General features: G+C 64.9%; 17 protein-coding genes. 12 read left to right on the plus strand and 5 right to left on the minus strand.

All coding sequences use genetic code 11. The annotated features are described in order from the left end of the window. The first annotated feature begins 8 nt into the window (after positions 1–8). Complete coding sequence (locus ACNFCH_RS16145; RefSeq protein WP_337158759.1) at positions 9–905, plus strand: 1-aminocyclopropane-1-carboxylate deaminase/D-cysteine desulfhydrase; 897 nt, start codon at positions 9–11, stop codon at positions 903–905. Here ACNFCH_RS16145 and ACNFCH_RS16150 read toward each other — a convergent pair. Next, the gene (locus ACNFCH_RS16150) at positions 896–1,441 is read right to left on the minus strand and encodes a cytochrome b (RefSeq protein ID WP_337158760.1); all 546 of its coding nucleotides are present in this window, start codon (positions 1,439–1,441) and stop codon (positions 896–898) included. The two genes, ACNFCH_RS16145 and ACNFCH_RS16150, sit on opposite strands and share 10 nt — an antisense overlap. Positions 1,442–1,565: 124 nt before the next feature. Beyond that, the gene (locus ACNFCH_RS16155; protein WP_416743127.1) at positions 1,566–2,555 is read right to left on the minus strand and encodes a DUF1853 family protein; all 990 of its coding nucleotides are present in this window, start codon (positions 2,553–2,555) and stop codon (positions 1,566–1,568) included. A gap of 57 nt (positions 2,556–2,612) precedes the next feature. Here ACNFCH_RS16155 and ACNFCH_RS16160 point away from each other — a divergent pair, with 57 nt between their 5' ends. The 11 genes from ACNFCH_RS16160 to ACNFCH_RS16210 all read left to right on the plus strand — a co-directional run bounded on the left by ACNFCH_RS16160 (position 2,613) and on the right by ACNFCH_RS16210 (position 14,685). Further along, a complete protein-coding gene (locus ACNFCH_RS16160; protein WP_196165634.1) occupies positions 2,613–3,503 on the plus strand; it encodes an NAD(+) kinase in 891 nt (296 codons plus the stop codon). Next, positions 3,503–4,474 carry a metallophosphoesterase gene (locus ACNFCH_RS16165; protein ID WP_070092542.1) on the plus strand — a complete coding sequence of 324 codons (972 nt, stop codon included), beginning with the start codon at positions 3,503–3,505 and terminating at the stop codon, positions 4,472–4,474. Before ACNFCH_RS16160 ends, ACNFCH_RS16165 begins: the two co-directional genes overlap by 1 nt. Beyond that, on the plus strand, positions 4,471–5,343 hold the full coding sequence (locus tag ACNFCH_RS16170) for a rhomboid family intramembrane serine protease (RefSeq protein ID WP_416743115.1): 873 nt from the start codon (positions 4,471–4,473) through the stop codon (positions 5,341–5,343). Before ACNFCH_RS16165 ends, ACNFCH_RS16170 begins: the two co-directional genes overlap by 4 nt. A gap of 13 nt (positions 5,344–5,356) precedes the next feature. Continuing rightward, positions 5,357–5,617, plus strand: coding sequence for a YeaC family protein (locus ACNFCH_RS16175; RefSeq protein WP_043206786.1), 261 nt, complete (start codon positions 5,357–5,359; stop codon positions 5,615–5,617). Next, entirely contained in the window at positions 5,614–6,444 is an 831-nt protein-coding gene (locus ACNFCH_RS16180) for a DUF2797 domain-containing protein (protein WP_070092540.1), read from the plus strand. The genes ACNFCH_RS16175 and ACNFCH_RS16180 overlap by 4 nt, the downstream gene beginning before the upstream one ends. A 13-nt stretch (positions 6,445–6,457) precedes the next feature. Beyond that, positions 6,458–9,115 (plus strand): aminopeptidase N, encoded by a 2,658-nt coding sequence (pepN, locus tag ACNFCH_RS16185; protein ID WP_337158762.1) that lies wholly within the window; start codon positions 6,458–6,460, stop codon positions 9,113–9,115. A 345-nt stretch (positions 9,116–9,460) separates the two neighbouring features. After that, the gene (locus ACNFCH_RS16190) at positions 9,461–10,489 is read left to right on the plus strand and encodes a WD40/YVTN/BNR-like repeat-containing protein (RefSeq protein WP_337158763.1); all 1,029 of its coding nucleotides are present in this window, start codon (positions 9,461–9,463) and stop codon (positions 10,487–10,489) included. Next, positions 10,486–12,888: an efflux RND transporter permease subunit gene (locus ACNFCH_RS16195; protein ID WP_416743116.1), complete on the plus strand. Its 2,403-nt coding sequence runs from the start codon at positions 10,486–10,488 to the stop codon at positions 12,886–12,888. Before ACNFCH_RS16190 ends, ACNFCH_RS16195 begins: the two co-directional genes overlap by 4 nt. Before the next feature lie 110 nt (positions 12,889–12,998). Continuing rightward, positions 12,999–13,286, plus strand: coding sequence for a DUF5629 family protein (locus tag ACNFCH_RS16200; RefSeq protein WP_196165628.1), 288 nt, complete (start codon positions 12,999–13,001; stop codon positions 13,284–13,286). Between the two features lie 4 nt (positions 13,287–13,290). Next, complete coding sequence (locus tag ACNFCH_RS16205) at positions 13,291–14,382, plus strand: lactonase family protein (RefSeq protein WP_337158807.1); 1,092 nt, start codon at positions 13,291–13,293, stop codon at positions 14,380–14,382. A 123-nt stretch (positions 14,383–14,505) separates the two neighbouring features. Then, on the plus strand, positions 14,506–14,685 hold the full coding sequence (locus ACNFCH_RS16210; protein ID WP_416743117.1) for a hypothetical protein: 180 nt from the start codon (positions 14,506–14,508) through the stop codon (positions 14,683–14,685). A gap of 287 nt (positions 14,686–14,972) precedes the next feature. Here ACNFCH_RS16210 and ACNFCH_RS16215 read toward each other — a convergent pair whose 3' ends face one another. From ACNFCH_RS16215 to ACNFCH_RS16225, 3 genes are read right to left on the minus strand one after another with little or no spacing between them, the layout of a single operon-like run. Beyond that, positions 14,973–15,566, minus strand: a complete 594-nt coding sequence (locus ACNFCH_RS16215; RefSeq protein WP_416743118.1) for a glutathione S-transferase — start codon at positions 15,564–15,566, stop codon at positions 14,973–14,975. Next, positions 15,563–19,207: an AAA family ATPase gene (locus tag ACNFCH_RS16220; RefSeq protein WP_416743119.1), complete on the minus strand. Its 3,645-nt coding sequence runs from the start codon at positions 19,205–19,207 to the stop codon at positions 15,563–15,565. Before ACNFCH_RS16220 ends, ACNFCH_RS16215 begins: the two co-directional genes overlap by 4 nt. Further along, entirely contained in the window at positions 19,204–20,442 is a 1,239-nt protein-coding gene (locus ACNFCH_RS16225; protein WP_070092531.1) for an exonuclease SbcCD subunit D C-terminal domain-containing protein, read from the minus strand. The genes ACNFCH_RS16220 and ACNFCH_RS16225 overlap by 4 nt, the downstream gene beginning before the upstream one ends. Position 20,443: the final 1 nt, after the last annotated feature.

The raw sequence follows: 20,443 nt of genomic DNA on the forward strand, positions 1-20,443 counted from the left end.
CTCTCACGATGTCCAACGCCTTTGCTGACCTTCCCCAAGCACCTTTGCAGCCCTTGTCCTTGCCCTGGCTCGAGCGGGCCGGTGTCCAGGTCGCGGTGCTGCGCCTGGACCTGATCGACCCGCTGATCAGCGGCAACAAGGGGTTCAAGCTTCGCCACCACCTACGCGACGCCCATGCCATGGGCGCCCCGGGGCTGATCAGCCTCGGCGGCAATCACTCCAATCACCTTCACGCCCTGGCGGCGGCGGGCAAGCGCTTTGGTTTTGCCACGGCCGGGCTGCTGCGTGGCCATCCACAGGACACCCCCACGGTTCGTGACCTGCAGGCCTTCGGCATGGAGCTGCACTGGTTGGGTTACAGCGGCTACCGCGAACGTCACCAGGCAGGTTTCTGGGCGCCTTGGCAGGCGCGCTATCCCGGGTGGTACTGCATTCCCGAAGGCGGTGGCGGGCTGGCGGGCGCCGAGGGTTGTCGACTGATCGTCGAGCAGGCAAGGGCGCAGCTACCGATGCTGGGTTGGACGGATTACCACGGTTGGTGGCTGGCGGTGGGGACCGGCACCACGCTGGCGGGCCTGGTGATGGCGGAGCAGGGGCGTCGCGGGGTGCATGGGGCCCTGGCGGTGCCACCCGGGCATGGCGTCGAAGAAAATCTTTCGGCCCTGGTGCACGGCGGCCATGAACTGCATGACGCGTCCCGTGGTGGATTCGCCCGCATCGATGATGAACTGCTGGCCTTCATCGACCAGAGTGAGCGTGAAAGTGGCTTGCCGCTGGAAGCGGTGTACACCGGCAAGGCTTTGCTGGCCCTGCGCGATCAGGTCGTGGCCGGGCGTTTCTCGCCCGGCACACGCCTGATCTTCCTGCACACCGGAGGGCTGCAGGGGCGTCGCGGTTACTTGTAGGGCAGCATGCGCAGTAGTGTGTCGTCGCGGCGCACATAGTGGTGGTAGAGACCGGCCACGGCGTGCAGGCCGATCAGCCAGTAGCCCCAACTGCCGACTCGCTCATGCCAGCCTTTGACGAACTTGGCCAGATCCTGATCGGGTGCGACCAATGCGGGCAGGTCGAGGCCATAGAAAGGGATCGGTTTGTCCGCGGCGCTGAGGATGATCCAGCCGGCGATTGGCAGGCCGATCATCATCACGTACAGCAGCAGATGCACCAGGTGCGCCAGGCCCGTCTGCCAGGCCGGAGGCTTGGGCACGATCGGTGGGGTCGGGCGGCTCAGGCGCATGGCCAGGCGCAGCCAGACCAGCACGAACACCGTCAGGCCGAGCATGAAGTGCAGCTCTTTCATCAGGTCGCGCTCGGCGCTGCCCTTGGGAAACAGGCCGCGCAGCTCGATGGTGGCGTAGACCGCGGCGAACAGCACCAGCATCAGCCAGTGCAGGGCGATGGACAGACGCGCGTAATGCGCCGTGGGTGTGGGTGAAGCCATGGTGGTTCCTCGTCATCAGGTCGGGGGCGGCGCTCTTGGTTGGCGCGTGGGTGTAACTCTAATCGTTGGCGAGGCTTTTTTCTTTGCGCCAAGTCGTTGAAATGGCGGTTGGCAGCAAAAAAGCTTAGGGGCTCAGTTGCGGCCAGTTGTCCGCCACCAGGAACACCCGCTCAGCTTCTTCCCATGCCCCGTGCTCGGCCTTCTCCAGCCTGACCAGCAACTGCGCAGGCGCAGTGCTGTCCAACTGCTGAAGCCAGGCTTGGAATTGGCCGGGCGACCAGCAGTCTTTAGGCTCGACCCGTGTCGGCGCCAGCCAGGCGTGGCGGGGCAGGGCTTGCCAGTGTTCGGTGGCACAGGCCCGCTGGTAGTCGTGCCAGTGGCGGCGATGCAGCCATCGCCCGTGCAGGTGCTGCGGATGGGCGCCTGCCGGCGGTTCGGCATGCCCAGGCCAGGGGTAGAACAAATAGCCGCCTAGCCACAGATGCGCCTGAACCTGCGTCACGCCCAGGCCCGCCAGGACCGCACGGCTTTGGGGGCGGGCGGAGATGGGCAATTGGTGTCCCGCCAAATGGGCCAGCTTGAGGTCCAGGCGGTCGTGACACCCGGGGCCCAGCCAGTGTGCGGGGTCGTGGCCGTCGCCATCGGGTGGGCCGAGATAGAGCTTGATGGCCAGCTCCAGATGGTGCACACCGTCCCGGTCCCGAAGGAGGATGTCCAATTCCCCCAGGGTATGGCCAGCTTCGCGGATCGCCAGGTTGGCCGCCAGCAACTCGATCCCAGGCGCCTGGCCCAGGGCAAATTGCCAGAGACCTTCGTAGTACAGGCCCAGGCGGCGACTGGTGATGCGCGCGAGCCAGTCGTGCAGAGGGCGGGGGTCATGGTCCAGCGCTAGCAGCCAGTCGTGCAGGCGCTGTGGGTCGTGCGCCCAGTCGCTGGCGGCCAGCGGGTGGCGCTGGGGCGCGGGCGGCTGGTGCAGCATGGGGGCGGACACCAGCACCCAGGCCAGGTCGCGAACCGCAGGCTGGCGCAGTTGGCGGGGGAGGTCGTGCAGGTGGGCGAAGGGCGTCATCCAGCGAGCATAGCCGGTTTGCCGCTGGCTGGTCGTTTCGCCCATAATCCCAAGGGCCATACTGGCCATCCGTCACCCGCCGCAGAGCCTTGCAGGAGCACCATGGAGCAATTTCGCAATATCGGTATCATCGGTCGCCTTGGCAGCTCCCAGGTGCTCGATACCATTCGCCGACTGAAAAAATTCCTGATCGAGCGCCACCTGCACGTGATCCTCGAGGACACCATTGCCGAGGTGCTGCCCGGCCATGGCCTGCAGATCTCCACGCGCAAGCTGTTGGGCGAGGTCTGCGACCTGGTCATCGTGGTCGGTGGTGACGGCAGCCTGCTCGGCGCCGCCCGCGCGCTGGCCCGGCATAACATCCCGGTGCTGGGCATCAACCGCGGCAACCTGGGCTTTCTCACCGATATCCGCCCTGACGAGCTGGAGACCAAGGTCGCCGAGGTGCTCGACGGCCACTACCTGGTCGAGAACCGCTTCCTGCTGCAGGCCGAGGTCCGTCGTCACAACGAGGCCATCGGCCAGGGCGATGCGCTCAACGACGTGGTACTGCACCCCGGCAAGTCGACGCGGATGATCGAGTTCGAGATCTACATCGATGGCCAGTTCGTCTGCAGCCAGAAGGCCGACGGCCTGATCATCGCCACCCCCACCGGCTCCACCGCCTACGCGCTCTCCGCGGGCGGGCCGATCATGCACCCCAAGCTCGACGCCATCGTCATCGTGCCGATGTACCCGCACACCTTATCCGGGCGGCCGATCGTGGTGGATGGCAACAGTGAGCTCAAGATCGTCGTTTCCCAGGACCTGCAGATCTACCCACAGGTGTCCTGCGACGGCCAGAACCACTTCACCTGTGCCCCCGGCGACACCATCACCGTGAGCAAGAAACCGCAGAAACTGCGCCTGATCCATCCGCTGGACCATAACTACTACGAGGTGTGCCGCACCAAACTCGGCTGGGGCAGCCGTCTGGGGAGTGGAGGCGACTGATGCTCGATCCGGCACGCAGTTTCGACATCATCGGCGATGTACACGGTTGTGCCCTGACCCTGGAACGCCTGCTCGATGCCATGGGCTACAAGCGCCAGGGCGGGGTGTGGCGCCATCCTCGGCGCCAGGCGCTGTTCCTCGGCGACATCGTCGACCGCGGCCCGCGCATCCGCGAGGCCCTGCACATCGTCCACGACATGGTCGAGGCCGGCCAGGCCTTCTGCATCATGGGCAACCACGAATACAACGCCCTGGCCTGGGTCACCCCGGCGTTGCCGGACAGCGGCAAGACCTACGTCCGCGAGCACACCCCGCGCCACGCGCGGCTGATCGACGAGACGCTGACCCAGTTCGCCCATCATCCTGGTGACTGGCACGATTTTCTGCAGTGGTTCTACGAGCTGCCGTTGTTCGTCGATGCCGGGCGCTTCCGTCTGGTCCACGCCTGCTGGGATCCGGGGTTGATCGCGCCGCTGCGCCGCGAGTACCCCAATGGGTGCATCGACGAGCATTTCATCCAGGCCTCGGCGGTCTCCGGCAGCTTTGCCTCCACCGTGTGCAACCGCCTGCTGCGCGGTACCGACATGCGCCTGCCGGACGGGCTGACCCTGACCGGCGGCGATGGTCTGACGCGCGCGTTCTTCCGCACCAAGTTCTGGGAGGAAGACCCACAAACCTATGGAGACATCGTGTTCCAGCCCGACGCCCTGCCCGAGGACGTGGCCCGCACGCCCCTGAGCCACAGCCAGAAGAACGCCCTGCTGCGGTATGCCGAAGACGAGCCGTTGCTGTTCGTCGGCCATTACTGGCGCAGCGGCCGCCCGGCCCCGATCCGCGACAACCTGGCCTGCCTGGACTACAGCGCCGTGCTCTACGGCAAACTGGCGGCCTACCGCCTGGATGATGAAACCCGCATCGACCCCCACAAATTCGTCTGGGTCGATGTCGAACGCCCGCAGGCCAGCCAATGAATGTGATCGAAGCGATGCGCCTGCCACTGACGGTCGACCTGGGCGGCTTCGTCAAGATGCTGCGCCGGTTGCAGGTCCCGCACCGGGTGGTCGAGCAGGGGCAGGAGCAGATTCTCTGGGTACCGGCCTCGCTGGCCGAGGACGTGCGCGAGTTGTATCAGCGGTATCCCGAAGGCAACGACGAGATCCAGTTGCCCGAGGAGGTGCTCGCCGCCATGGCCCAGCGTCCTACCCTGGCCGACCAGGCCCGGGCCTGCAAGGTCACCGCAGGGGTGCTGCTGCTGTGCCTGGTCGTCGCCGTGCTGACCGGTCTGGGCGACAACCTGTCGACGGTCGGCTGGTTCACCTTCCTGGATTTCCGTGTGCAGGGCCAATACCTGTACTTCACCTCGCTGGACCAAGGCTTGGCCGAGGGGCAGTGGTGGCGCCTGGTGTCGCCGATGCTGCTGCACTTTGGTGTGCTGCACCTGGCCATGAACGCCCTGTGGTACTGGGAGCTGGGGCGGCGCATCGAGTTGCGCCAGGGGCCCTGGGCGCTGTTGGGCCTGACACTGCTGTTCAGCTTGGTATCCAACCTGGCTCAGCATTACACCAGTGGCCCCAGCCTGTTCGGTGGCTTGTCCGGTGTGCTCTACGGTTTGCTCGGGCATGTCTGGCTGTACCAGTGGCTGGCGCCCAGCCCGTTGTTCAGCCTGCCCAAGGGCGTACTGGTGATGATGCTGGTGTGGCTGTTGATCTGCCTGACCGGCGTGGTCGGCCAGCTCGGCTTCGGTCAGATCGCCAATGCCGCCCACGTAGGCGGGCTGCTCATCGGATGCCTGACCGGGCTCTTGGGCGGGGGCCTGGCACGGCGTAAACTGTCGGCTTGATTTAGGAGATGTTATGTCCACCTTTGCGCAAATGATCGAAAACATCACCCCCGAGATCTACGAGAGCCTGAAGCTGGCCGTGGAAATCGGCAAATGGGCCGACGGCCGCAAGCTGACCCCGGAGCAAAAGGCCTTGTCGCTGCAGGCGGTGATCGCCTGGGAGATGAAGAACCTGCCCGAGGAGCAGCGCACCGGCTACATGGGCCCACAGGAGTGCGCGTCGAAATCGGCACCGGTCCCTAACATTCTGTTCAAGTCGGACTCGGTACATTGATCGAACTCGCTCGTGGCTCTCTGAGCAAGATGGCGGTGCGCCTGGAAGCACCGGTTGTCCAATACGCCTTTCGCCTGGGTGAGGAGCAGGTGCCGGTCAATCCGCTGATCGGCAAGACACTGCGCCTCGAGTACCTCGGCGCCATCCACTGCACCCATTGCGGCAAGCGCACCAAGACCAGCTTCAGCCAGGGTTACTGCTACCCGTGCATGACCAAGCTGGCCCAGTGCGATGTCTGCATCATGGCCCCGGAAAAATGCCATTACGACGCTGGCACCTGTCGTGAGCCGTCGTGGGGCGAGCAGTTCTGCATGACCGACCATGTGGTGTACCTGGCCAACTCCTCGGGCATCAAGGTCGGCATCACCCGCGCCACCCAGCTGCCCACCCGCTGGCTCGACCAGGGGGCCAGTCAGGCTCTGCCGATCCTGCGCGTGGCCACCCGGCAACAGTCCGGCCTGGTCGAGGACTTGCTGCGCAGCCAGGTACCGGATCGCACCAACTGGCGCGCGCTGCTCAAGGGCGACGCCGAGGTGCTCGACCTGCCGGCCATCCGCGAACAGATCTTCGACGCCTGCGCCGATGGCCTGCGGGGCTTGCAGGAGCGCTTTGGCCTGCAGGCGATCCAGCCGCTGGCCGATGCCGAAGTGGTCCAGATGCGCTACCCGGTCGAGGCCTACCCGAAAAAGATCGTCAGCTTCAACCTGGACAAGGACCCCGTGGCCGAAGGCACGCTGCTGGGCATCAAGGGCCAGTACCTGATCTTCGACACCGGCGTGATCAACATTCGCAAGTACACGGCCTACCAATTGGCCGTGCACCAGTAAAAGGACCAGCACGATGCGTACCGAACAACCGCAAGTGATCTACCTCAAGGATTACCAGGCGCCCGAGTACCTGATCGACGAGACGCACCTGACGTTCGAGCTGTTCGAGGACCACAGCCTGGTCCATGCGCAGTTGGTCATGCGCCGCAACCCGGCCCGTGGCGCCGGCCTGCCGCCGCTGGTGCTCGATGGCCAGCAGCTTGAGCTTCTGAGCGTGCAGCTGGATGACCAGCCGCTGGCCGCCGGCGACTACCAGGTCGATGGCGACAGCCTGACCGTGCAGCCCAAGGCCGAGCGGTTCACCCTCGACACCAGCGTGAAGATCCATCCAGAGAGCAACACCGCGCTCGAAGGCCTGTACAAGTCCGGCAAGATGTTCTGCACCCAGTGCGAGGCCGAGGGTTTTCGCAAGATCACCTACTACCTCGACCGCCCGGACGTGATGAGCACCTTCACCACCACGGTGATCGCCGAACAGCATCGCTACCCGGTGCTGCTGAGCAACGGCAACCCGATCGGCAGCGGTCCGGCCGAGGACGGCCGCCACTGGGCGACCTGGGAAGACCCGTTCATGAAGCCGGCCTACCTGTTCGCCCTGGTCGCCGGTGACCTGTGGTGCGTCGAGGACACCTTCACCCGCCAGTCCGGCCGCGATGTGACCCTGCGTATCTACGTGGAGCCGGAGAACATCGACAAGTGCGACCACGCCATGGTCAGCCTGAAGAAGTCCATGCGCTGGGACGAGGAGGTCTACGGCCGTGAGTACGACCTGGACATCTTCATGATCGTCGCGGTCAACGACTTCAACATGGGCGCCATGGAAAACAAGGGCCTGAACATCTTTAACTCCAGCTGTGTGCTGGCGCGCGCCGAAACGGCCACCGACGCGGCTCATCAGCGTGTCGAAGGCGTGGTGGCCCACGAATATTTCCACAACTGGTCGGGCAACCGCGTCACCTGCCGCGACTGGTTCCAGCTGTCGCTCAAGGAAGGCTTCACCGTATTCCGCGACGCCGAGTTCAGCGCCGACATGAACTCGCGTACCGTCAAGCGCATCGAGGACGTGGCCTATCTGCGCACGCACCAGTTCGCCGAGGATGCCGGCCCCATGGCCCACCCGGTGCGCCCGGACAGCTTCATCGAGATCTCCAACTTCTACACCCTGACCGTGTACGAGAAGGGCGCCGAAGTGGTGCGCATGGTCCGCACCCTGCTGGGCAGTGAAGGTTTCCGCAAGGGCAGCGACCTGTATTTCGAGCGCCATGACGGCCAGGCCGTCACCTGCGACGACTTCATCAAAGCCATGGAAGACGCCAACGGCGTGGACCTCACCCAGTTCAAGCGTTGGTACAGCCAGGCCGGCACGCCACGCCTGGAGGTCAGCGAAGCCTATGACGCCGCTGCGCAGACCTACAGCTTGACCTTCCGCCAGAGCTGCCCGCAGACCCCGGACAAAGCCCAGAAGCAACCGTTCGTGATCCCGGTGGAACTGGGCCTGCTGGACGCCCAGGGCAACGACCTGCCGCTGCGCCTGGCCGGCGAGGCCGCGCCGCAGGGCACCAGCCGCGTGTTGTCGGTAACCGAGGTCGAGCAGACTTTCACCTTCGAAGGTATCGCCGCCAAGCCGCTGCCGTCGCTGCTGCGTGGCTTCAGCGCACCGGTCAAACTGAGCTTCCCGTACGATCGCGACCAGTTGATGTTCCTCATGCAGCACGACAGCGACGGCTTCAACCGCTGGGAAGCGGGTCAGCAGTTGTCGGTGCAGGTGTTGCAGGAGCTGATCGGCCAGCACCAGCGTGGTGAGGCGCTCAAGCTCGACCAGCGGTTGATCACGGCCCTGGGCACGGTGCTGGGCAACGCGTCGCTCGATGCGGCCATGGTCGCCGAGATGCTGTCGCTGCCAGGCGAGGCCTACCTCACCGAGATCAGCCAGGTGGCCGACGTCGACGCCATCCATGCTGCCCGCGAGTTCGCCCGCAAACAGATCGCCGAACAGCTGTTCGATGCGCTGTGGGCGCGTTATCAGGCCAACCGCGAAGTCTCTGGCAAGACCGCCTACGTCGCCGAGGCCGAGCACTTCGCCCGTCGCAGCCTGCAGAACATCGCGCTGTCGTACCTGATGCTCACCGGCAAGCCGCAAGTGCTGGAGGCGACCCTGGAGCAGTTCGAGCAGTGCGACAACATGACCGAGCGTCTCACCGCCCTGGCCGTGTTGGTCAACTCGCCGTTCGAGGCCGAACGCGCCAAGGCCCTGGACGCCTTCGCCGAGCACTTCAAGGACAACCCGTTGGTCATGGACCAGTGGTTCAGCGTGCAAGCCGCCAGCACCTTGCCGGGCGGCCTGGCGCGGGTCAAGGCGCTCATGCAACACCCGGCCTTCACCCTGAAGAACCCCAACAAGGTGCGTGCACTGATCGGCGCCTTTGCCGGGCAGAACCTGGTGAACTTCCATGCCGCTGACGGTTCCGGCTACCGCTTCCTGGCGGACCTGGTGATCGAGCTCAACGCCCTCAACCCGCAGATCGCTTCGCGCCAGTTGGCGCCGCTGACCCGCTGGCGCAAGTACGACGATGCGCGCCAGGCGCTGATGCGTGGCGAGCTGGAGCGCATCCTGGCTTCCGGGGCGCTGTCCAGCGATGTGTATGAAGTGGTGAGCAAGAGCCTGGCCTGAGCCGGGGCGGTTCACAGCCCCTGATGGGGCAACCGCTTTGTAGTTTGTGTTGCATGCAATGGCCGATTCGCGGGTAAATCGGAGCGCCGAACCGCTGCTCCCACAGGGCTGGCATTAGTCTGTGGGAGCGGGCTTACCCGCGAAGCCAGCACCGCGTCCCATGGCAAGGGCCTCGCCCTTGTCCTTCATGTTTTAGTGCTTAACAAAACATAACGTCCCGCTCGTTGTTTTCCCGCCGACATCCCCGATAGGATGGCCCCAAAGCTATTGCGGTGCTCTGGAACAGGCTTTTCGCAGCACCCGTCAATGGCCTTACCCACTACAAGAACACAAAAGGGGGCGGTCATGAGAGACCGGACAAGCGTGCGTGCGCGGCGTGGTGCCTGGCCACTGGCGGCCAGTATGTGGCTGGCGCTGGCCATGGCGACAGGAGCAGGTAGCGCGCAGGCCGCCGCTGCCGAGGAGTACTCGGTGGAATCGGCCAGGGCCAGCCAGAGCCTGCTGATCGATGCCGCCACGCTCGGTAACCGGCTGGTGGTGGTCGGCGACCGTGGCCATATCCTGTTCTCCGACGACCAGGGCAAGACCTGGACCCAGGCCCGGGTGCCCACCCGGCAATTGCTCACGGCCGTGTTCTTCCTCGACGACAAACGCGGCTGGGCCGTCGGCCATGATGCCCAGGTACTGACCACCAACGATGGCGGCGCCACCTGGAGCAAGCAGTTCGAGGACCTTTCGCGCGAAGCGCCACTGCTCGATGTGACCTTCCTCGACGCCCAGCACGGTTTCGCCGTGGGTGCCTATGGCGCCCTGATCGAGACCACCGATGGCGGCCAGCACTGGCAGGACATCGCCGAGCGCCTGGACAACCCCGACCAACTGCACCTCAACGCCATTGCCCCGATCAAGGGCGCAGGCCTGTTCATCGTCGGTGAACAGGGCAGCATGTTCCGCTCCAGCGACAACGGCCAGAGCTGGTCGCGCGTCGAAGGCCCCTACGAGGGGTCGCTGTTTGGCGTGATCGGCACCGCCCAACCCCGCACGCTGCTCGCCTATGGCCTGCGCGGCAACCTGTTCCGCTCCACCGATTTCGGTGACACCTGGCAGCCGATCGCGCTCAAGGCCGCCCGCGGCTCGCTGGAGTTCGGTCTGGCAAGCGCCACTCTGCTCGACGATGGCAGCCTGGTCCTGGTGGGCAACGGCGGCACGGTGCTGCGCAGCCACGATGACGGCCAGAGCTTCACGGTCTACAACCGCGCCGACCGCCTGGCGCTGTCAGCTGCCACGGGGCTTGCCAACGGCGGCCTGCTGCTGGTGGGCCAAGGTGGCGTGCACCTGGCCACCGCCAAAGGCGCAGAGGAGGAACAGCGATGACCCGTCGGGAGAATTTCGACATGCACCAGCAGCATCATCAGGACAAAGCGACCCTGCTCGAACGGCTGATCTTCAACAACCGGCCGGTGGTCATCGCCCTGTGCCTGCTGGTGAGCATCTTCCTGTTTTGGCAGGCCACGCAGATCCGCCCGTCCACCAGCTTCGAAAAGATGATCCCGCTGCAGCACCCGTTCATCGAACAGATGCTCGAGCACCGCAACGACCTGGCCAACCTCGGCAACACCGTGCGCATCTCGGTGGAGGCGGTCAACGGCGATATCTTCGACAAGAACTACATGGAGACCCTGCGCCAGATCCACGACGAGGTCTTCTACATTCCTGGCGTCGACCGGGCCGGGCTCAAGTCGCTGTGGAGCCCGAGCGTGCGCTGGACCGAAGTGACCGAGGATGGCTTCGCCGGCGGCGAGGTGATCCCCAACACCTACAACGGCTCGGCCGAAAGCCTCGATGAGCTGCGCGACAACGTGCTCAAGTCCGGCCAGGTCGGGCGTCTGGTGGCCAACAACTTCAAGTCCAGCATCGTCGACGTGCCCTTGATGGAGAGCTACCCGGACCCGCAAGACCAGAGCAAGCAGGTCAAGCTGGACTACCAGCAGTTCTCCCATCAGCTGGAAGAGAAGATCCGCGACAAGTTCCAGGCCCAGAATCCCAATGTGAAGGTGCACATCGTCGGCTTCGCCAAGAAGGTCGGTGACCTGATCGACGGCCTGGTGATGGTGGTGATGTTCTTCGGTGTGGCCCTGGCCATCACCTGGGCGCTGTTGTACTGGTTCACCTGGTGCATCCGCAGCACCATCGCTGTGCTCATCACCACCTTGGTGGCGGTGGTCTGGCAGTTGGGGTTGATGCATGCGGTCGGCTTTGGGCTGGATCCGTACTCGATGCTGGTGCCGTTCTTGATCTTCGCCATCGGCATCTCCCACGGTGTGCAGAAAATCAACGGCATCGCGTTGCAGTCGAGCGGTGCCGACAATGCCCTGACCGCTGCACGGCGCACCTTCCGCCAGCTGTTCCTGCCGGGCATGATCGCCATCCTGGCCGACGCCGTGGGCTTCATCACTTTGCTGGTGATCGACATCGGGGTGATCCGCGAGCTTGCCATCGGTGCGTCGATCGGCGTGGCGGTGATCGTCTTCACCAACCTGATCCTGTTGCCGGTAGCGATTTCCTACGTGGGTATCAGCCAGAAGGCCATCGCCCGCAGCAAGAAGGACGCAACCCGTGAACACCCGTTCTGGCGCCTGCTGGCCAACTTCGCCAGCCCCAAGGTGGCGCCGGTGTCCATCGCCCTGGCCCTGGCGGCCTTTGCCGGTGGCCTGTGGTACAGCCAGAACCTCAAGATCGGCGACCTCGATCAGGGGGCGCCGGAACTGCGTCCTGACTCACGCTACAACCAGGACAACAACTTCATCATCAGCAACTACTCCACCAGCTCCGACGTCTTGGTGATCATGGTCAAGACCCCGGCCGAGAGCTGCTCGATCCATTCGACCATGGCGCCGATCGACGAGCTGATGTGGACCATGGAAAACACCCCTGGCGTGCAGTCGGCGATCTCCCTGGTGACCGTGTCCAAGCAGGTGATCAAGGGCATGAACGAGGGCAGCCTGAAATGGGAGACCTTGTCGCGCAACCCGGACGTGCTCAACAACTCCATCGCCCGCGCCGATGGCCTGTACAACACCGACTGCTCCCTGGCGCCGGTGCTGGTGTTCCTCAACGACCACAAGGCCGAGACGCTGGAGCGGGTCACCGCGGCGGCCCAGGCCTTTGCCGACAGCCATGACAAAGAGGGCCTGCAGTTCCTCCTGGCGGCCGGCAACGCGGGCATCGAGGCAGCCACCAACGAGGTGATCAAGTCGGCCGAATTGACCATCCTGGTGCTGGTGTACTTGTGCGTGGCGGTGATGTGCCTGATCACCTTCCGCTCGTTCGCCGCCACCCTGTGCATCGTCCTGCCGCTGGTGCTCACCTCGGTGCTGGGCAACGCCCTGATGGCCTTCATGGGCATCGGCGTGAAGGTCGCCACCTTGCCGGTGGTGGCCCTGGGCGTGGGGATCGGCGTGGACTACGGCATCTACATCTACAGCCGGTTGGAGAGTTTCTTGCGGGCGGGGCTGCCGCTGCAGGAGGCCTACTACGAAACCCTGCGCTCCACCGGCAAGGCAGTGCTGTTCACCGGCCTGTGCCTGGCCATCGGGGTGTGCACCTGGATCTTCTCGGCGATCAAGTTCCAGGCCGACATGGGCCTGATGCTGACCTTCATGTTGCTGTGGAACATGTTCGGTGCGCTGTGGCTGCTGCCAGCGCTGGCGCGGTTCCTGATTCGTCCGCAGAAGCTGGCGGGCAAGGCGGGCGGGTCGATCTTCGCGCATTGATCCTGAGGGGGCTGCAATGCAGCCCCCGCTCTTCGCAAACTCCCCCAGCTCCCCACAGGTATCGCGTCGCCGAAGCTATAATGCCGGTCCATTTCTTTGCGGACCTTCCCATGACCTCTCTTGCCACCGCCCTCGAATCCTGCGACATGCTGCTGATCGATGGGCTGCATGCCTTCGATTTCACCTTCGACGCCGATGGCCTGTCGGTCGAATGCATGGACGGCCGTCAACTGCGCCGCTGGCGCTTCACGCCCGAGCAGGTTGCCGCCGCGATCGCCGAGGGTGATCAATGGCTGCTCAACGATGCCGAAGGCGAGCATCGGCTAGTCTGTATGGATGCCTTGCGCGCCTCGGAAGATGACGAAGATGAAGACTTGGAAGAGCCTGCTGATCGCTAGTCTCATGGGCCTGACGTTCACCGCCCAGGCGGGCGTGCTATTGGTCGGCAGCTACACCGACGGCACCAGTCAGGGCATCTACCGCTACAGCTTCGATACCCGCAGCGGCCAGATCGACGCCACGCCCCGGCAGGTGGTCAAGAGCGTGAGCCCGTCATGGCTGGTGCTCTCGGCTGACCAGCGCCTGTTGTTCGCGGTCAACGAAACGCCCCAGGGCCACGTGAGCAGTTTTTCGTTGGGCACCCAGGGCGAGATCAAGCCCCTCAACCAGGTGGCCAGCCGTGGCGACGAGCCAACCCACGCCAGCCTCAGCCATGACCAGCGCTACCTGTTCATTGCCAACTACGCCGTCGCACCCGTACCCGGCGGTAGCCTGGTGGTGATACCGGTGGCACGGGACGGCAAGCTCAAGGATGTGGTCCAGCAACTGCGTCATGCTCCGAGCAAGGTCAATCCCGAGCGTCAGGCCGGTGCCCACGTGCATTCGGTGGTGCTTTCGCCTGACGGGCGCCATCTGTATGCCAGCGACCTGGGGGCAGACAAGGTGTTCATCTACCGCTATGACGGCGCCAGCCCTGAGCACCCGTTGAGCCCGGCGATTCCCGCCTCGGTGGCGTTGCCTGCCGGCAGTGGCCCGCGTCATCTGCTGTTCGACGCCAAGGGCCGGCACGCCTATTTGACCCTGGAAATGAGCGGCGAGGTGGTGAAGTTCGACGTGCAGGACGGCAATTTGATCGAACGCCAGCGCCTGCCCCTGACCGAACGGCAGGATGCTGCGGCCAAAGCCTCCGGCGGGCTGCACCTGTCGGCCGACGGGCGTTTCCTGTATGTCAGCAACCGTGGCACTGCCAATGAGATCGTGGTGTATGCAGTGGGCAAGGACGACGGCCAACTGACCCTGTTGCAGCGTCGGTCGGTGGAGGGGGATCACCCCCGGGAGTTCGCCCTCGATCCGAGTGGCAACTTCTTGCTGGTGGCCAACCAGAAAAGCAATCAGATCGTGGTCATGCGCCGTGACCCACGCAGCGGCAAGCTCGGCGAGACCGTGCAGGCCTTGGCGCAGGACGCGCCGTCGGACCTCAAGTTTCTCGAGTGACTATCAATCGGCGTGATAATCGCTACTGGCGCAATGAATTTCTGCGGGCCTGCCTGGCGGCGTAAGTTTGACCCAAGGCCAACAACGGCCATCGTCAAACCACCGAAGTCGAGGACTGCCCGCATGAACTTCAATCTCTTCCCGGTCATTGCCGCTTCCGCCATTTCCGCCTCTGTCGTCCTGCCGGCCCATGCCCAGGTCGAAGTGCGCGGTAAATCGTCTGTCGCCCACAGCTATACCGAAAAGTACCTACAGCAAAGCGCGCATTTCCACGCGGCCCTCGGCGGCAAACACGCACATTGATTGCAGGAAAGAGTGGTAGTAGCACAACGCCATATGTTTAAATTTGACGCTGTATTTTTGACTCCGGGGGTGGAGCATGATGTGGCGTATCGCGGCGGTGGTGCTATTGCTGTTCTCTTCGCCGATCCTGGCGATCTAAAAAGGCACGAACGAGGGTCTGTTGCTGCACTGGCCTATTCGCGGGTGAACCCGCTCCCACAGGTGCTTCGACGCTATCAAGAACTGTGGGAACGGGTTTTATCGAGGCGTCGAACTGCCGCGAATGGACAGCATGCAGACAGAGGAAATCAGCGGGCCATGATGGCCTTGAACAGGTCTGATTCCAGCCAGCCCTGCAACCAGCTGCGTACCCGCGGGTAGGGCGCCTCGGCGAACCATTGCGGTTCGACCCCGGCGAACTGGCGCATCAAGGGCAGCAGCGCGGCATCGGCCAGACTCGGATGTTCGGCGAGTAGATATGGACGGCCTTCGAGCAATCCTTCCAGCTCCGCCAGCCAGGGTTCGGCCTGCTGGCGATAGTGCTCGCGCGAATGCTCAAGGTAGCGTTCGGCGTACTTGTACAGGTTCACCTGGGCCTTGAATGTCTGGTCGTTGCGCGCGATCAGCTCCAGCGCCTGGGCGGCGGCCGCAGGTGCCGCCTGCAGGCGCCAATCCTGCGGATCGTTCTGCTCCAGAGCCCAACGCATGATATCCAGGCTTTCTTCGAGCACCTGGTCACCGGTATCGAGCACCGGCACCGTGCCCTTGGGCGACAGTGCCAGCAGCTCGGCGGGCTTGTTCTTCATCGCCACTTCGCAGATATCCACCGGGCATCCGGCATAGCGCAGGGCCAGGCGCGCGCGCATGGCCCAGGGGCAGCGGCGGAACGAATAGAGCCTCACCCGCACACCTCCACATCGCTCAGGCCATTGCCCTGGCGACGCACCTGGATCTGCACCGGGATGCGCTCGTGCATCTCCTGCACGTGGGAAATCACCGCCACCTTGCGTCCCTGGGCCTGCAGGCCGTCGAGGGCATCCATCGCCAACTGCAGGGACTCCGGGTCCAGGCTGCCGAAGCCCTCATCGATGAACAGCGACTCGATGCGCAGTGTGCTGGAGGCCATGGACGCCAGGCCCAAGGCCAGAGCCAGGGACACCAGGAAGGTCTCGCCACCGGAGAGCGAATGCACCGAGCGCAGCTCGTCGCCCATCTCGGTGTCCAGCACCAGCAGGCCCAGGGCGCTGCCGCCGCGTTTGAGGCGATAGCGCTTGGCCAGTTGGCGCAATTGGCTGTTGGCGTGATGCAGCAGCAGGTCCAGGTTGTAGCCCTGGGCGATCTTGCGGAAGACATCGCCTGAGGCCGAGCCGATCAATGCATTCAGACGTGCCCAGCGCTGCCACTGCTGATAGGCCTGGTCGATCTCGTCGGCCAGTGCCTCGTGGGCCTGCTGGCGACGCTGATCGTCGGCCTGACGGGCGCGCAGTTCGGCGCACTGCTGCTCCTGGCTGGCGAGTGCTTGCTGGAGGGAGGCCAACGCTTCTTCCAGGGCCTCGGGGGCAACCTCGACGATGGCCTGGGTGGCATGCTGCTGTACGCGCTGCTCACGTTCCTGCAGCAACACGCGGCCCTGCTCGATGGCTTTTTCCGCTGTTTGCAGACGCTGGCGCAGTTCGCCGAGCTGGGCATCGTCGATGCCCAGCAGGCGGTCGAGACCGGCGTCGTCCAGTTCGGGATGTGCGCTGCGCCACTGGGCGATCTCGCCCTGCAGCTGCTGGCACTCCTGCTCCAGCGTGCGCTGTTGCTGGCGGTTGGACTTGAGCTCGCCGGCCAATTGCACGCCCTGGGTGCGCAGCGCCTGCAAGCGCTCGGCGGTTTCGGCTTCGGTGAGGCGGGCCTGGTCCAGTTGTGCGTCCATGTGCTGTTGCCAAGTCTCGGCACTGGGCTGCTCGCCGAGCAGTTCGGCCAGCGTTGCCAAGGCTTGCAGGCGCTGCTCATCCAAGGTGGCGAGTTTGTGCTGAAGCTGCTGTTGGGTGTTCAGGCGCAGTTGCTGCTGGTCGCGCAGTTTCTCCAGTTGAACCTGGCGGGCCTGCTGTTCTTCCTGCTCATCCTTGCGTTGGTCGAGCTGCTGGCGGCGCTGGGCGATCTGCTGGTCGAGGCCGAGGAAGGCATTGGCCGGGTCGTCGCGCAGGGCTTGGAGAATGTCCAGGGGCAGCACGCTGGCCAGGTCGTTCAGGCCTTGCTCGAGCTGTTGTTCGTCGGCGGCCAGGGCCTGGTGTTGTTGGTCGAGGTGACGTTGGGCCTGCTGCTGGGCTTCGCTGGCGGCCTGCAACTGCTGGTTCAGGCGGGCAGCGTCTTTTTGCAGGGTGAGCAGGGCGCTCTGGCGTTGCTCGTCCCGGTTGATCTCCTCCTCCAGGCGGCGCAGTTGCCCATCGAGCCAGGCACTGCGGGCCTTGTCGTCTTGCGGGGCGAGGGCGGGCCACAGGGCATGGGCCTGGAGCTGTTCGACGAGCGGTTGCAGTTGCTCGCCCAGCTGCACCTGTTGCTGCTGGTAGTCCTTGAGTTGGGCGTTGACCACGCCCAGTTGGGTACGCAGCTCCATCAATTGGCTGTTGAGCCCTTCGACCTGTGCGCGGGCGGCGTCTTCTTCGGCCTGGTCATGGCGGCCCAGGCTCTGCAGCAGGGCTTCGGGCTGGTGGAAGGGATGTTCGGCGCTGCCGCAGACCGGGCAGGGCTCGCCGTCGCGCAGTTGCGCGCGCAGCTCCTCGACACTGCTGGTCCGGGCCAGGCGCTGGCGTTCCAGCAGCTGGCGGGTCAGGGCGAGGGCCTGCTCGGCGGCTTCCAGCTCGGCCTTGGCGGCGGTGCCCTGGCCAATCAGTTGCTGGCGTTGCTGCATGGCCTGCTGCTGGCGTTCGCGCAGGCTGGAGAGGGTGTGACGCAGCTCCTGTTCACGGCCATGCAGGCGTGACAGATCTTCGACTGCACGTTGTTGTTTGCGGTTGTCCTGGAGCATGGCGCCCAGCAGGTCGATCTGCTCGGCCAGCGCCTGGGGTTCGGCACCGGCTTCGCGGAACAACAGCTCGAAGCTGTCGCGTTGGGCCTGCAACTGGGCATTGGCCTGACTGACCTGGGCTTGCAGGCCCGGCAGCTCTTCGCGGCCCTTGGCCAGGCGGCCGCCGACCTGCATCACTTGCTTGAGCTGAGGCAGGTAGGCCTGCCAGGCATCGGTCAGCCCGGCCAGCTGTTCGCTGTGTGCGAGCGCCGCGTCGATTTGCTCCAGGGTGTGCAGGCTGCGCTGCTGGTTTTCTTCCAGTTGCTGCAATTGCTGCTGGCCGTTGGCGACGTCCTGGTCGGCGTGCTCAGCGGCGGTGCGCTGGGCGGCAAGCTCTTCGGTCAGGCGCGCCAGGCTGTCCTGGGCGGCGAAGGCCTGGCGCAGGCGTGGGACGTTTTCGCTGTGCTGGGCCTGATGTTGGGCCAGCGCTTGGCGCGCCGCTTCAAGCGCCTGCTCGAGTTCGCCCGTGCGGGCCTGCAGTTCGTCTTGCTGGCGTGCTTGCTCGACGAGCACCGCGGCCAGTGGAGTCAACTGTGCGGTCAGTACCTGCTGGCGATTGAACTGGTGGCGCTGCGGCGCCAGGCGTTCCAGACGCTGCAGGTCCAGGCGCTGCTCAGCCAGTTTTTGCCAGTCCAGTTCGGCCGCGTGCAGCGCCTGTTGGGCCTCGGTGTGCTGGGCCTGCAACTGGCGCTGCTCCTGGAGCCAGGTGCGTTGTTGCTCCAGTTGACGCTGGCGCGCCTGGTCGGCCTTGAATTGCTGCTGGGCCTGTTCCAGCTGCTGGTCGAGCGCGGCGCGGGCTTCGGCGTCCATGGGCAGCAGGTGTTCGGCCTGCTTCTTCAGGTCGTTGTGCCGCTCGCCAGCTTCCCTGGCCTTGGTGAAGGCGCGTTGGCCCAGGCGGGTGTAGATGGCGGTGTTGGTGAGCTTTTCCAGCAGCTCGCTGCGTTCTCTGTCGTCGGCCTTGAGGAAGGCCCCGAATTCGCTCTGGGCCAGCATCACCGCGCGGGTGAACTGCTCGAAGTTCAGCCCCAGGCGCGCCTCGACCAATTGCTTGTATTCGTTCTTGCCGCTGCCCAGCAGTTGCTCGCTGTCCAGGTCGTACAGGCTCTGGCGGCTATGTTGCAGCTTGCCGTTGGCTTTTTCGCGGGCGCGGTTGGCTTCCCAGCGGGCGCGGTAGCGGCGGCCGTCGATGCCGACGAAGTCCACCTCGGCATAGCCGCTGCCGGTGCCCCGGCGCAGCAGGTTGCGTGGGTCGTAGGTCGGGATCTCGCCGTCGGCGTCCGGCACCTTGGCCTCCCGGCCGATGTCGTCGAGCCGGGGGACTGCGCCGAACAACGCCAGGCACAAGGCATCGAGCAGGGTGCTCTTGCCGGCGCCGGTGGGGCCGGTGATGGCGAACAGGCCGGCGCTGGCCAGGGGCTCGGCGGTGAAGTCGATGTCGATCGGGCCTGCCAGGGAGGCGAGGTTCTTCAGGCGAATGGCAAGGATCTTCATGGTTGCTCCTCCTCCAGCTGGACGTCTTGCAGGAGCAGGGCGAAATCGGCCAGGGCCTGCTCATCCACCGGGTTGCCGTAAGCCTGTTCCCAGGCGCGGCTGAACAGGTCCTGCGGCGTCAGTTGCGACAGCTCGACGAAGGGTTGCTCGTCATCGTCCTGTCGGTCGCGTCCGGCGTATTCGGCGCTGATGCGCACCAGGCGCACGGCCTTGCCCTCCAGGGCACTTTCGATCTGCTGGCGCAGGTCTGGCTGCGGCTCGTCCAGGCGTACCCGCACTTCCAGCCAAGGCTGGCGGTTGGGGTCTTCCAGCAGGTCGATCACCGGCAGGTCGGTCAGTTGTTGCAGCAACTCGCCCAGCGGGGCCGGGCCGATGCGTTGCAGGGCCACGGCACGCGGCACTGGTCGAGACTCGACGCTGACCAGCTCGGCGCCGTCGAGCTCGATTTCCAGTACCTGGTGCGGGTAGTTGATTTCAGCGAACGACAGCGGGATCGGCGAGCCGCTGTAGCGGATGCGTTCCTCGCGGTTGACCCGTTGCGGCTTGTGCAGGTGGCCCAGGGCGACGTAGCTGATGGCCTTGTCGAACAGTCGCGCCGGCAAGGCCTCGGCGTTGCCGATGATCAGGCTGCGCTCGGAATCTTCCGAAACCGCGCCACCGGCCATGTGCGCATGGCTGATGGCGACCAGCGCCTGGTCTTTCTTGCGCTTGGCCTGGGCGGCGGCGATCAGTTGCTGGTGCACCTGGGTGATGCCTTGCAGGTAGTCGTCGCCCAGTTGCGGGCCGGTGACTTCCGCCGGGCGCAGGAATGGCAGGGCCAGGCACCAGGCGCAGACCTTGCCGCGGGCGTTGGTCAGCGGGATCAACAGGCGTTCGGCGTCCAGCTGGCCTTCGTCGAGCCAATGCACGCGGCCCAGCGCGTGGGTGCGCAGGCGTCGCATCAAGGCGGCCGGCAGCTCGATGCGCGAGCCGGAGTCGTGGTTGCCAGCGATCATCACGATGTCGAGCTTGGGCTGCTGCTCATGGGCCTGGACGATGAAGTCGTAGAGCCGCTCCTGGGCTTTGACCGGTGGGTTGACCGTGTCGAAGATATCGCCAGCGATCAGCAGGGCGTCGGGTTGTCGCAGGCGCAGTTGGCCGAGCAGCCAATCGAGGAAACAGGCGTGTTCGAAGTCGCGTTCCTGGCCGTGCAGGCTTTGGCCCAGGTGCCAGTCGGAGGTGTGAAACAGACGCATG

This window comes from Pseudomonas sp. NY15354 (assembly GCF_048068075.1).
Lineage (GTDB): Bacteria > Pseudomonadota > Gammaproteobacteria > Pseudomonadales > Pseudomonadaceae > Aquipseudomonas > Aquipseudomonas guariconensis_C.

Excerpts from the sequence above, each read along its gene's own strand:
- ACNFCH_RS16205 (WP_337158807.1), top strand. The coding sequence starts at position 13,291 with ATGGGCCTGACGTTCACCGCCCAGGCGGGCGTGCTATTGGTCGGCAGC.
- ACNFCH_RS16200 (WP_196165628.1), top strand. The coding sequence starts at position 12,999 with ATGACCTCTCTTGCCACCGCCCTCGAATCCTGCGACATGCTGCTGATC.
- ACNFCH_RS16210 (WP_416743117.1), top strand. The coding sequence starts at position 14,506 with ATGAACTTCAATCTCTTCCCGGTCATTGCCGCTTCCGCCATTTCCGCC.
- ACNFCH_RS16175 (WP_043206786.1), top strand. The coding sequence starts at position 5,357 with ATGTCCACCTTTGCGCAAATGATCGAAAACATCACCCCCGAGATCTAC.
- ACNFCH_RS16220 (WP_416743119.1), bottom strand. The coding sequence starts at position 19,207 with ATGAAGATCCTTGCCATTCGCCTGAAGAACCTCGCCTCCCTGGCAGGC.
- ACNFCH_RS16150 (WP_337158760.1), bottom strand. The coding sequence starts at position 1,441 with ATGGCTTCACCCACACCCACGGCGCATTACGCGCGTCTGTCCATCGCC.
- ACNFCH_RS16165 (WP_070092542.1), top strand. The coding sequence starts at position 3,503 with ATGCTCGATCCGGCACGCAGTTTCGACATCATCGGCGATGTACACGGT.
- ACNFCH_RS16195 (WP_416743116.1), top strand. The coding sequence starts at position 10,486 with ATGACCCGTCGGGAGAATTTCGACATGCACCAGCAGCATCATCAGGAC.
- ACNFCH_RS16170 (WP_416743115.1), top strand. The coding sequence starts at position 4,471 with ATGAATGTGATCGAAGCGATGCGCCTGCCACTGACGGTCGACCTGGGC.
- ACNFCH_RS16225 (WP_070092531.1), bottom strand. The coding sequence starts at position 20,442 with ATGCGTCTGTTTCACACCTCCGACTGGCACCTGGGCCAAAGCCTGCAC.
- ACNFCH_RS16190 (WP_337158763.1), top strand. The coding sequence starts at position 9,461 with ATGAGAGACCGGACAAGCGTGCGTGCGCGGCGTGGTGCCTGGCCACTG.
- ACNFCH_RS16160 (WP_196165634.1), top strand. The coding sequence starts at position 2,613 with ATGGAGCAATTTCGCAATATCGGTATCATCGGTCGCCTTGGCAGCTCC.
- ACNFCH_RS16145 (WP_337158759.1), top strand. The coding sequence starts at position 9 with ATGTCCAACGCCTTTGCTGACCTTCCCCAAGCACCTTTGCAGCCCTTG.
- pepN (WP_337158762.1), top strand. The coding sequence starts at position 6,458 with ATGCGTACCGAACAACCGCAAGTGATCTACCTCAAGGATTACCAGGCG.
- ACNFCH_RS16155 (WP_416743127.1), bottom strand. The coding sequence starts at position 2,555 with ATGGGCGAAACGACCAGCCAGCGGCAAACCGGCTATGCTCGCTGGATG.